The sequence below is a fragment of the Cupriavidus sp. FW305-26 genome (assembly GCF_058787975.1).
On record NZ_JBYTAH010000031.1, the window covers coordinates 22,407 to 33,721 of the forward strand.

Annotated in this window: 9 protein-coding genes; 3 read left to right on the forward strand and 6 right to left on the reverse strand. The window is 67.0% G+C overall.

Going from position 1 to position 11,315, the window contains the following annotated elements; all coding sequences use genetic code 11:
* Positions 1–2 precede the first annotated feature (2 nt).
* Both pdxA and AC3WQZ_RS17815 read left to right on the forward strand, forming a co-directional pair.
* A complete protein-coding gene (pdxA, locus tag AC3WQZ_RS17810) occupies positions 3–1,004 on the forward strand; it encodes a 4-hydroxythreonine-4-phosphate dehydrogenase PdxA (RefSeq protein ID WP_492300976.1) in 1,002 nt (333 codons plus the stop codon).
* 79 nt (positions 1,005–1,083) lie between these two features.
* Positions 1,084–1,863, forward strand: coding sequence for a DeoR/GlpR family DNA-binding transcription regulator (locus AC3WQZ_RS17815; RefSeq protein WP_010812610.1), 780 nt, complete (start codon positions 1,084–1,086; stop codon positions 1,861–1,863).
* 53 nt (positions 1,864–1,916) lie between these two features.
* On the opposite strand, the gene AC3WQZ_RS17820 is transcribed toward AC3WQZ_RS17815, so the two are convergent.
* The 4 genes from AC3WQZ_RS17820 to AC3WQZ_RS17835 all read right to left on the reverse strand — a co-directional run bounded on the left by AC3WQZ_RS17820 (position 1,917) and on the right by AC3WQZ_RS17835 (position 7,774).
* Positions 1,917–3,473 carry a UxaA family hydrolase gene (locus AC3WQZ_RS17820; RefSeq protein WP_010812609.1) on the reverse strand — a complete coding sequence of 519 codons (1,557 nt, stop codon included), beginning with the start codon at positions 3,471–3,473 and terminating at the stop codon, positions 1,917–1,919.
* On the reverse strand, positions 3,470–5,074 hold the full coding sequence (locus AC3WQZ_RS17825) for an aldehyde dehydrogenase (NADP(+)) (RefSeq protein ID WP_439672358.1): 1,605 nt from the start codon (positions 5,072–5,074) through the stop codon (positions 3,470–3,472). Before AC3WQZ_RS17825 ends, AC3WQZ_RS17820 begins: the two co-directional genes overlap by 4 nt.
* Before the next feature lie 36 nt (positions 5,075–5,110).
* Positions 5,111–6,442: an MFS transporter gene (locus AC3WQZ_RS17830; RefSeq protein WP_010812607.1), complete on the reverse strand. Its 1,332-nt coding sequence runs from the start codon at positions 6,440–6,442 to the stop codon at positions 5,111–5,113.
* A 132-nt stretch (positions 6,443–6,574) separates the two neighbouring features.
* Positions 6,575–7,774, reverse strand: a complete 1,200-nt coding sequence (locus tag AC3WQZ_RS17835; protein WP_010812606.1) for a fumarylacetoacetate hydrolase family protein — start codon at positions 7,772–7,774, stop codon at positions 6,575–6,577.
* 149 nt (positions 7,775–7,923) lie between these two features.
* Here AC3WQZ_RS17835 and AC3WQZ_RS17840 point away from each other — a divergent pair, with 149 nt between their 5' ends.
* The gene (locus tag AC3WQZ_RS17840) at positions 7,924–8,862 is read left to right on the forward strand and encodes a LysR substrate-binding domain-containing protein (RefSeq protein ID WP_010812605.1); all 939 of its coding nucleotides are present in this window, start codon (positions 7,924–7,926) and stop codon (positions 8,860–8,862) included.
* Between the two features lie 118 nt (positions 8,863–8,980).
* Here the strand turns inward: AC3WQZ_RS17840 and AC3WQZ_RS17845 are convergent, their stop codons facing one another.
* Together AC3WQZ_RS17845 and AC3WQZ_RS17850 are read right to left on the reverse strand one after the other, a co-directional pair.
* The gene (locus tag AC3WQZ_RS17845) at positions 8,981–10,117 is read right to left on the reverse strand and encodes a helix-turn-helix transcriptional regulator (protein WP_010812604.1); all 1,137 of its coding nucleotides are present in this window, start codon (positions 10,115–10,117) and stop codon (positions 8,981–8,983) included.
* Between the two features lie 192 nt (positions 10,118–10,309).
* The gene (locus AC3WQZ_RS17850; protein ID WP_492300977.1) at positions 10,310–11,083 is read right to left on the reverse strand and encodes a helix-turn-helix transcriptional regulator; all 774 of its coding nucleotides are present in this window, start codon (positions 11,081–11,083) and stop codon (positions 10,310–10,312) included.
* Positions 11,084–11,315: the final 232 nt, after the last annotated feature.

Here is an 11,315-nt window from a genome sequence, read left to right on the forward strand (position 1 = left end):
CAATGAGCGACTACCTCCCCGTCATCGGTATCACCATGGGCGATGCCACAGGCATCGGCCCCGAAGTCGTTGTCAAGAGCCTCGCGCATGACAGCGTTCGTGCGCAATGCCGCCCGCTCGTCATCGGCGACGCGCGCCGGCTGGAAGTGGCCGGCCGGCTCGTCGGCTCCCCGCTCAAGCTGCGCGCCATCCAGGCCCCGGAGGAAGCGCGCTTCCAGTCCGGCACCATCGACTGCATCGACCTGGGCCTGATCCCGGAAGGCCTGCCCTTCGGGAAGCTGTCCGCCGTCGCCGGTGATGCCGCCTTCCGCTACATCGAGCGCGCGGTGGCGCTGACCCGCGACGAGAAGATCGATGCGATCTGCACAGCGCCGCTGAACAAGGAAGCCCTGCACGCGGGGGGTCACAAGTTTCCCGGCCACACGGAAATGCTGGCGTACCTGACCGGCACCCCGGAGGTGTCGATGATGCTGGTGGCGCCGAAGCTGCGCGTGATCCACGTCACCACGCACATCGGCCTGCTCGACGCCATCCGCAAGATCGAGCCGGGGCTGGTCCAGCGCACCATTGAGCGCGGCCATCAGACGCTGCAGCGCGCTGGCATTGCATCGCCGCGCATCGGCGTGTGCGGCATCAATCCGCACGCCGGCGAGAACGGCCTGTTCGGCCACGGCGAGGAGGCGGAAAAAATCATCCCGGCGGTCGAGGCCTTGCGCGCGCGCGGCTGGGACGTGGAAGGTCCGCTGCCCGCCGACACGCTGTTCTATCGCGCCGGCCGCGGGGACTTCGATCTGGTGGTGGCGATGTACCACGACCAGGGCCATGGGCCGGTCAAGGTGCTCGGCCTGGAGGCCGGCGTCAACATCACGGTGGGCCTGCCGGTCATCCGCACGTCGGTTGATCACGGCACCGCCTTCGACATCGCCGGCAAGGGGATCGCCGACGAACGCAGCCTGCTGGAGGCGCTGCGCCAGGGCGCTGAGCTGGCCACGCGCCGCGCCTGAGCCATCGGCGCACGCCGGGGCTGCCGGCTCCTGTAAGATCGGGGATCGTTGAGGATCCCCCATTTTCATTTCGCCTGCCATGAAAGCCGCCGACCGCCGCCGCGCCATTCTCGAACTCGTGCTCTCGGGCGAGGTCGCCAATGTCGAACAGTTGACCGGCAGCCTCGGGGTATCCGTGGCCACGGTGCGCCGCGATCTGACCGCATTGGCTCGCGAGGGTCGCATTGTGCGGACCTATGGCGGCGCCGCCGCGCTGATGCAGGTGGGCGGCCACGAGCCCGAGGCTTCGCTTGAGGAGCGCAAGTCGCTGCAGCGTGAGCAGAAGGAAGCCATTGCCCGCCTGGCGGCGAGCTTCGTGCAGGACGGGGACGCCGTGCTGCTCGATAGCGGCACCACGGCCGCCGCGCTGGCTCGGCAGCTGGGGGCGCGCGAGGACCTCCATGTCTATACCACCAACCTGCTGGCCGTCACCGCGCTCACCGGCCTGCCCGGCATCCGCGTGACGCTGATCGGCGGCGACGTGCGCCCCTCCAGCATGGGCACCTTCGGTCCGCTGGCCCAGGTAACGCTGTCGCGCATCAGCGTCGACAAGGCGTTCCTTGGCGCGGACGGCGTGGTTGCAGGCGTGGGGCTGTGCGAAGCCAGCGCGGAGCAGGCCTACCTGAAGGAGTGCATCGTCCGCCAGGCGGCCGATATCTTTGTGCTGGCCGACGCTACCAAGCTGGGCCGGGCACAGCAGCAGCACTGGACGCCGCTCGACCGCGCATGGACGTTGATTACCGATGCGGCGGCCACGGCCGAGCAGTTGGAACCGTTCCAGGCATTGAAGCAGGTACGTGTGGCGGTCGCCCCCGACTGATTCCCCGCGCGCAGCTGCTGCTGAGAAGCGCTAAGTCTGCGAGCGACGCCCCGTCAGGTGATCGCGCCAAGCTGCCAGGGAACGAACTCGTTCTGGCCGTAACCGTGCAGTTCGCTTTTTGAGCGCTGTCCCGAAGCCGTCGCCAGCATCAGGCGGAAGATCTCTTCCCCAAGCTCGTCGATCGTCTGCGAGCCATCGATCACGGTGCCGCAGTTGATGTCGATATCCTCCTGCTGGCGCTGCCACAAGGCAGTATTGGTGCCGAGCTTCAGGGACGGGGACGGTGCACAGCCATAGGCGGAGCCGCGCCCGGTGGTAAAGCAGATCAGGTTGGCGCCGCCGGCCACCTGCCCGGTCGCCGAGACCGGATCGTAGCCAGGGGTGTCCATGAAGACCAGGCCAGCCGCCTCCACCGGCTCTGCGTAGCGGTATACGTCGACCAGGTTGGTGGTGCCGCCCTTGGCCACGGCACCGAGCGATTTCTCCAGGATGGTGGTGAGCCCGCCCGCCTTGTTGCCGGCGGACGGGTTGTTGTCCAGGCTGGCGTTCATGCGCGTGCAGTAGGCTTCCCACCAGCGGATCCGGTCGAGCAGCTTGTGCCCGACTTCCGGCGAGACGGCACGGCGCGTCAGCAAATGCTCGGCGCCATAGATCTCCGGCGTCTCCGACAGGATGGCGGTACCCCCGTGCGCCACCAGCCGGTCGACGGCTGCGCCAAGCGCGGGATTGGCGCTGATGCCGGAATAGCCGTCGGAGCCGCCGCATTGCAGTCCGACCACCAGGTGGCTGGCATCGACGGGCTCGCGTCGCACCCGGTTGGCGTCGGTCAGCATCGCCTTGATCTGCTCGATGCCTGCCGCCACCGTACGGGCCGTGCCGCCGGTGGCCTGGATGGTCATGGTTTTCAGCGCGGCGCCGCGCGCCAGTCCCTCGCTGTCGAGCAGGCCGTCGATCTGGTTGGTTTCGCAGCCCAGCCCGACGATCAGCACGGCTGCAAAGTTGGGGTGGCGCGCATAGCCCGACAACGTGAGCCGCAGCAGCGCCAGGCCTTCGCCTTCGCCATCCACCGCGCAGCCTTGCCCGTGCGTCAGGGCCACTACGCCATCCACGTTCGGGTAGTCTGCCAGCGCATGCGGATTGAGCTCGCGCCGGAAATGCTCGGCGATGGCGCGTGCCGCGGTGGCCGAGCAATTGACGGAGGTAAGGATGCCGATGTAGTTGCGCGAGCCGACCCGCCCATCGGCGCGAACGATGCCCATGAATTGCGCGCGCTGCGCCGCGACCGGGGCAGGGCGCTTACCGGTGCCAAACGCGTAGTCGCGCTCGAACTCGCCGATGGCCAGGTTGTGGGTGTGGACGTGCTCGCCAGGCGCGACGGGGCGAGTGGTGAAGCCGATGACCTGTCCGTAGCGGCGCACTGGCGCGCCAGCCTCGAGTGCGCGCACTGCCAGCTTGTGCCCTGCGGGCACCAGGCCGCGTACCACCAGGCCTGCGCCGAGGCGCGCGCCTGCCACCAGTTGCGCACGCGCGATGACGACGTCGTCATCCGGATGCAGCCGTATGACGGGTTCGGCGGCGGTTGCTGCTTCCTGTTCCAGGACGACGCTCATGCTGCGGCCTCCAGATCGTGCGCGCCTTGCAGCGCGGCGCGTGTCGGCACGCCGTCGACCAGGCGCGGCAGCTGCCACGGGTTACGGTCGCGCAAGGCCGGTGGGAGCACGGAATCGGGATAGTTCTGGTAGCACACCGGGCGCAGGAAGCGCTCGATGGCAGCGCTGCCGACGGAGGTGCCGCGCGCATCGGTGGTAGCCGGGTAGGGGCCACCGTGGACGATGGCGTCGCTGACCTCCACGCCGGTCGGATAACCGTTGAAGAGCAAACGGCCGACCTTGCTTTCCAATAGCTCGATCAGCGCGGCGTGGTGATGGAGGTCACCGTCGTCGGCCATCAGCGTGGCCGTAAGCTGGCCGCGCATCCGTTCGGCAAAGGCCAGGAAGTCATTTTCGGAATCCAGCGCGACGATCACCGTCGACGGGCCGAATACCTCCTCCTCCAGCGGACGATTTTCCGCAAACAGCACGCTGCGATCTGCCTTCAGCAGATGTCCGCCAATGCGGCCGTCAGCTTGCTTTGACACCAGGACTTCCACGCCGGGGACTTCGCGCAAGCCGGCCAGCCCGCGCTGGAAATTCTCCCGGATGTCGGCGCCCAGCATGGGCTGCGGTTCGGCCAGCGCCAGTGCCGTGCCAAGTTCGGCGACGAACGCATCGAATGCCGGTGAGCGGATGCCAAGCACCACCCCCGGGTTGGTGCAGAGCTGGCCGCAGCCGAAGGTGACCGAGGCCGCCAGTTCGCGCGCAATCTGCGCGCCGCGCGCGGACAGTGCCGAGGGCATCAGGATCACCGGGTTCACGCTCGACATCTCCGCAAACACCGGAATCGGATCCGGCCTCGAGTGCGCCAGATCGAACAAAGCCCGGCCCGCAGCCAGTGATCCGGTAAAGCCTACTGCCTTGATGTGCGGCGTCCGTACCAGTGCCGCCCCGGCGGCTGCGGTGCCGAACACCATGTTGAAGACGCCCGCCTGCGCACCGCAGCGCGCGATCGCGCGTTCGATCGCATTGGCAACGTATTCAGACGTGACCATGTGGCCCGGATGCGCCTTCACCACCACCGGGCAGCCTGCTGCCAGCGCCGAAGCCGTGTCGCCGCCGGCCACCGAGAATGCGAGCGGGAAATTGCCTGCGCCGAAGACCGCCACCGGACCCACGCCGACGCGGTACTGCCGCAGGTCGGGTCGCGGCAGCGGCTGGCGCGCAGGCTGCGCGCGGTCGATGCGGACATCGAGGAAGTCGCCGCGCCGTACCGTGGCCGCGAACATGCGCAGCTGATTGCTGGTGCGCTTGCGCTCGCCTTCCAGCCGCGCCGGCGGCAGGGCGGTCTCGCGGCTGGCCGCCGCGATGAACGCCTGGTCCAGCGCATCGATTTCATCGGCAATGGTCTCCAGCAGCGCGGCGCGTTCGGCCGGGCTGGTGGCGCGCAATGCGGGGAAGGCCTGGTGCGCGGCCAGCGCGGCTGCTGCAACTTCGGCTTCGGTGGCTTCCTGGAAGCTGACCGGGTGCCGCTCGCCGGTCACGGCGTCGATGCTGAACAGCGGGGTGCCGGCAGCACGGCGTTCGCCGCCGATGTAGTGAAGTCCGAGGATGGTCATGTCAGGGTGTTTTGGTGCAGGGAATACGGGACACAGTCAGGCCGCCTCGGAGGAGCCAAGCCGCAATGTCGCGGTGCGGCGGGCCCGTGCGCCGATGCTCATCAGCAGCAGCACACCGACCACGCCCGCGATGGCCAGGGCCAGCATGCCCGCTTGCTGGCTATGGAATGCGGATTCAACCGCGGTCTTCAGCGTCGGCGCGATAAAGCCACCGAGATTGCCCAGCGCACCGATCAGGGCGATGCCGCTGGCCGCGGCGGTGCCACTCAGGTATGCGGTGGGCAGCGTCCAGAACAGCGGCTGGACCACGACAAAGCCGACGGTAGCCAGGCAGAACGCCATCAGCACGGGCGCCAGTTCGTGCCCCAGCGTCGACAGTGCGATGCCGGTGGCCGCCATGGCGAGCATGGCCATGGCGAATTCCCGTTGCTTGCCCCTGGCATCCGCGATGCCGGTGATCAGGCGCAGGGAAACCAGCGCGCACAGCCACGGAATCGCGGTGAGCAGGCCGACCTTGGCACCGATCGCTGTGCCGGTTAGCTCGGAAATACGCGTCGGCAGGTAGAAGATGACGCCGTAGACGCTGACCTGGATGGCGAAGTAGATGGCGACGAAACGCAGCACTTGCCAGCTGCCCAGCGCGCTCAGTGCGGTTGCCGGGCCATGCGCGGTCTTCTGGTTGTCTTCCGCGGCGATAGCGGCTTCGAGCGCAGTCTTCTCGTCGGCGTTCAGCCACTTGGCATCGCGCGGCTTGCTGACCAGGTAGAAGAAGGCGATCACGCCCACCACGGACGCCGCCAGGCCTTCGATGATGAACATCCATTGCCAGTTGCGCAGGCCCAGCTGGCCACCCATCACATCGAGCAGCAGCCCCGAGACCGGCCCGCCCAGCACCAGTGCCACCGGCAAGCCGAAGTAGTAGACGCCGAGCGCCTTGCCGCGCTGGCTGGCAGGGAACCAGTAGGTCGAGTACAGGATCACGCCCGGCGAGAAGCCCGCCTCGGCGACGCCAAGGATAAAGCGCAGCACGTAGAACGAGGTCTCGTCATGCGCGAACATCATGGCGGCCGACGCCAGCCCCCAGGTGACCATGATGCGGCTGAGCCAGACCCTGGCGCCGACCCGGTGCAGGATCAGGTTGCTGGGGATTTCGAAGACGGCATAGCCGATGAAGAAGATGCCGGCGCCAAGCGCATAGGCCGCGTTGCCGATATTGGAATCGACCATCAGGGCTTGCTTGACGAAGCCGACGTTGGAGCGGTCGAGCATCGACAGCGCGAACATCAGTGCAAGGAAAGGAGCGAGGCGCAGGCGGGCCTTGCTTACCGCGCTTGCGAGCGGATCTCGGTTGGCAGCTTGAGTCTGCATGGGTTGTCTCCGGTACGAAGCCGCGTGGCGCGGCCTCATGTCATGGATTGCGGCATCCCCGTCTTTTGCTTGCGCGAGGGTAGCTGCGGTGTTCAGGGCGGGGCGCCGTGGCGCCCGTTCAGAAATCGCCGTTCAGAAAGTGGTGTGGCCACGTGCGGCCAGGTTGGCCATCAGGGCGCGTACGCCGAACGTCCATGGAGCGATACGGTCGCTGCGGCCCACGCGGTTGACCAGGCTGCCGAGCTGGCGGCTGGAGATGGTGACAAGATCGCCATCCTTGTGGGTGAAGCCGCCGCCCGCGGTGTCGCGGTCTTCCACCGGCGCGAACAGCGTACCGAGGAACAGCATGGCGCCATCGGGATACTGGTGGGTCGCCCCCATTGCCTGCTCGGCCAGCTCCAGCGGGTCGCGCGTGATCTGGTCCATCGAGCTGGTGCCGGACAACACGAAGCCATCCAGGCCATCGACGCGCAGATCCACCGTCGCCCGCCGCACGTCGTCGAGCGAGAAGCTCTGGTCGAACAGGCGCAGGAACGGACCGATCGCGCAGGAGCCGTTATTGTCCTTGGCCTTGCCCAGCAGCAACGCACTGCGGCCCTCGAAGTCGCGCAGGTTGACGTCATTGCCCAGCGTGGCGCCGAGCACATCACCGCGGCTGTTGATGGCCAGCACGATCTCGGGTTCCGGATTGTTCCATGCCGAGCCGGGATGCAGGCCGATTTCCGTGCCGGTGCCAAGCGCCGAAAGCAGCGGTGCCTTGGTGAAGATCTCGGCGTCCGGGCCGATGCCCACCTCAAGGTATTGCGACCACATGCCATGCTCGATCAGCAAGGCCTTGAGTTCGCCCGCCTCGCGGGAACCCGGCCGGATCCGGGACAGGCGCTCGCCCACCAGCGCCTGGATCCGGTTGCGGACCTCGGCGGCGCCTTGCGGGTCGCCCTTGGTCTGCTCTTCGATGACACGCTCGACCAGGCTGCCGGCAAAGGTCACGCCTGCCGCCTTGATCACCTGCAGGTCGCATGGCGCCAGCAGGCGGGCCACGCTGTCGCTGCCGCGCGGATCGGCCGTGTTGGCCAGCAGGTCGTCGAGCTTGCCGATCCAGCGGCCGGGCGTATTGTGCACGACCGTCACCGGGTCGCCCTGTTCGAGCAGGGTGCTCATGGTCGGAGCGACATCCGATATGTCGAATACCCCATCCGGCCGCAGGACCACGACAGCCGGGCCGGCCGGAGCGCCGTCACTGGCCGGGATCCATGCGCGGCCGACCAGCGTCCCCGCCAGCCCGTCGGCAGGAAGCGTTTGCGTTGCGCTGAGCGTGAGCGGCAATGCCATCGATTGTCTCCACCTGATGTTGTTGTCATGAGCGCCGCGACCACCGCGGCGTCGGGTGGAACTCTACGTGGCAGTCCCATAAACATCCAATCGATTATTGGGTAGAATCGATTCCGTTTAGTTATTGATTCAGCCGGGTTTACCCCTTCATGGCCAGACAGACTGCTTCCGCCCCTTCCGCCGTGCTTGCCAAGCTGCGCTTCCGGCACCTGCAGCTGTTGGATGTGCTGGGACGCAGCCGCAACCTGCGCATCGCGGCCGAGCAATTGCATATCACCCAGCCGGCTGCCACGAAGATACTGAGCGATATTGAAGACACCCTGCAGGCCAGGCTGTTCGATCGCTTGCCAAGGGATATGCGCCCGACCGAACTGGGCGAGTTCGCGCTGCGCTACGCGTCGACGGCGCTGGCCGAGCTCGGCAAGTTTGTGAGCGAGCTTGAAGCGCTACGGGCCGGCGGGCACGGCCACCTCACCGTTGGCGCGATTTCGGCGTCGGCCGCGCAGGTGGTGACCACGGCGATCCGCGAGATCCTGCAGCAGCGCCCGCGGCTGGTCGTCAAGCTGATCGAGCAGAGCAGTGACCAGCTCGCCGTCTGGCTGGAAGACCGGAAGCTGGATATCATGGTCGGGCGTCTGACCGAGCCACGGCACCAGGCGATCTTCGATTTCGAGGCACTGTCGCCAGAGCCGGTATGGGTCGTCTGCCGGCCGGGACATCCCCTGCTGGACAGGCCCAGGCTGGAAATTGCCGACATCGGCGCATGGCCGTGGATCCTTTACCCGCAGCTCACCGCCATCCGGCAACTGTTCGATGAAACCATTGCGGCGGCAGGCATCCAGGGCCTGGTCGGCATGGTGGAAACACCGTCAATCTTTTCCACCCTGGAACTGCTGCAGGCGACGGATATGCTTTCGCTGCAGCCGCGCGCCGTGGTCGAGCGCTTCGTCGCGGAAGGCATGCTGGCGCACGTGCCGGTGCCGATCCGGCGCGCCATGTCGAGCTACGGCATTGTCACCCGCAAGAATGAGCTGCCGTCGGAGGCCATGCTGCAGTTCATGGCGGCACTACGGGCGGCGGCCCGGTGAGACGGCACGGGGATCGGAGATAGCAGGCGGGTCGGATGCGCTGGCCCGGTGTAGACGTGAATATTGCTCCCTGGTATTCGACATGTCCGTGGCCCTCGAAAGCGGCAACGGACCGTCATCAGCCAGGGCCCATGCACGCACCAAGTTCGCTCAGCAGGTGAGCGAGGCTGGCCTGGCTGCCGGTCTCGGTCTTGTTGAAGATCGCTTTGAGCTGGCTGCGGGCAGTCTCGTGGCGGATGCCGAGCCGCGCGCAGGCTTCGGGCAGCCCGATGCCCGCGGTGAGCACGGTCGCCAGTCGAACCTCGGATGCGGTGAGGCCATACAGTTCGCGTAGCACGCCCGCCAGCAGGGGCTGGGGCGGAGCAGCGCCGACCTCGCGGACTGCAACCAGGGCGGCGGGGCGCTGCCATCGGCTGGCCAGGCGATGGGCCGGCGGCAGCGGCAGCACGATGACGCTTGCGCTGTGCCCGCTGCCGTCACGGGCATGCGCGGCCTGGGCCGGCATGGCCGCTTCAGGGCTGCAGGCCGCAGCCAGCATCTCCCGGAACGGCCGGCTCAGGCACCAGTCGTCATGGCACGCCCGGGCTCCGGGCTCACCCTGCTTGCCCGGCAACAGCCGCCTCACCCAGTGTTCGCCACGGGCATTGCTGAGCAGCACCTTGCCGTCGGGCGCGACGACGATCAGGCCAAAGGGGAGTCGCTCCAGCACTTGCGCAGAGAGCTCACCGAGCATGGTGACGTCCAGCGTGCGCTCGCGCAGGCTCAGTGCCTGACGCAGGTGCGGGATGGCCCAGCCTAGCCGGCGCGCGTCGTCAGCGTGGAACGGTTGTTGTCCGAGCGGCTTTTGCAGCGACAAATAGATTTCGCGGTGCGGCTTGCGCTCGACCAGGCAGCCCATGACGGAACTCAGATTGAACCCGTGCATGAACTCGCTATAAAAGGGCAGCCGGCTCATATTTGCCAGGCCCAGGTCGCGCGAATCGATATACCAGTCACCCACCGCCATCTGGCGCGTGTATGTCCGCGACGGGTCCTCGGCCTGGTAGTGGTCGTTGTAGGCGTCGACCAGTTCCTGGTTCAGGGCATGGATCTCGCTGACCCGCAACCGCTGGCTGAGCGCGTCGAACTCCACCAGCGCGGCGTGCATGCTTTCACTGGCATCGCGCAGCAGGGCCAGGCTGGACTGCCAGGCGGTTTCGTCAAGGATGCCCTCGTACAGACCTCGTATGGTCTGATGCATCACTTCTTCTTTCATCGCGCTCCCCCTGGGCGCCTGCGCCGCGCATCTGCCGGGGGGTTTACCCCGCGCGGCCTGATTGCCCGCCTTGCTCTGTCTGACTTGTCCCCCATTCGGGGGGATACAAGGACAATACGAGATCCGCCACGCCCGTACTTGCGGTTTCTTGCGAATAATTCTGGGGAGCAGGCTTGTGCGTCGGCTGTCAGGTCAGGCTTGCCTGGCTTGCACATGCGCATTGCGGCGGAAATCGCTTGGCGATGCCCCGCTGAACTTGCGGAAGGCAGCGAAGAATTGTGTGTAGGAATCGAACCCGCTTGCGGCCGCCACATCGGACAGGGACATATCGGGGTGGCGCCGTATCAGTTTGCGCGCATACTCGACGCGGCAACTCAGCACGTATTGCCAAAGGCTGACCTGGCGCGTCTTGCGGAACATCCGGCACAGGTGGAAGGGGCTGATATGAACCGCGGCGGCGATCGCGTCGATGGTGAGCGGCTGAGACAGGTGGGCGAGGATGAAATCGTCCAGCCGCGCCAGCGTGTGCCTGGGCAAAAGACCCCGTTGCCGGGCTGCCAGAGCGCTTGCGTCCTGCCTCCCGCCGCCATAGAGGAGGCCCACGCGCAGGCTGATGGCCAGCAGCAAGGATTGGTCGAGCAGGCTGCCGCCCACGCTGCCGCCCCGGACATGGGCGTCCAGCGCCAGCACCAGTTGCACCAGGCCATTGTCGGCGCCGCCGGCGAAGTCCGAGCGCAGCTCGGGCGCGCTGCGTTCGTGCGTCTGTTCATGCGCCAGGACAACGGCATCGGGCCGCACGGAAAAATAGATGGCATCCAGCGGGGCTGACCAGGCGCTGGAAAGCGCATCGCCTGCGGCGCGAAAATAGACCTGGTTTGGCGCCATCGCCCCGTCCAGGCGCCGCCCGTTGACGTGCCAGCGGATCGCGACGGGATGCCGGCCGATCGGGACGGCCAGGCAGTGCACGGGCATGACCGTGGTGTCCAGGGCGCCGGCGGGCAGCAGGTGGCGCTCCAGTACAAAGCCGTCCCAGTGAGAAGTCGCGCTGCCATAGCGCGGCGTGGTAGGGATCGCTGGCATGGTGCCGCCGGCCGTTGTTGCCAGCAACTGGGTGCGTGGAGGAGTCTGGCCCATGGTTGGCGCGGGTCAACCCGCTCCCAACATCGCGGGCAAGGCGAGATATACGGTATTTTTCATC

Coding starts and splice junctions, on each gene's coding strand:
- pdxA (WP_492300976.1), top strand. CDS start 3: ATGAGCGACTACCTCCCCGTCATCGGTATCACCATGGGCGATGCCACA.
- AC3WQZ_RS17815 (WP_010812610.1), top strand. CDS start 1,084: ATGAAAGCCGCCGACCGCCGCCGCGCCATTCTCGAACTCGTGCTCTCG.
- AC3WQZ_RS17820 (WP_010812609.1), bottom strand. CDS start 3,473: ATGAGCGTCGTCCTGGAACAGGAAGCAGCAACCGCCGCCGAACCCGTC.
- AC3WQZ_RS17825 (WP_439672358.1), bottom strand. CDS start 5,074: ATGACCATCCTCGGACTTCACTACATCGGCGGCGAACGCCGTGCTGCC.
- AC3WQZ_RS17830 (WP_010812607.1), bottom strand. CDS start 6,442: ATGCAGACTCAAGCTGCCAACCGAGATCCGCTCGCAAGCGCGGTAAGC.
- AC3WQZ_RS17835 (WP_010812606.1), bottom strand. CDS start 7,774: ATGGCATTGCCGCTCACGCTCAGCGCAACGCAAACGCTTCCTGCCGAC.
- AC3WQZ_RS17840 (WP_010812605.1), top strand. CDS start 7,924: ATGGCCAGACAGACTGCTTCCGCCCCTTCCGCCGTGCTTGCCAAGCTG.
- AC3WQZ_RS17845 (WP_010812604.1), bottom strand. CDS start 10,117: ATGAAAGAAGAAGTGATGCATCAGACCATACGAGGTCTGTACGAGGGC.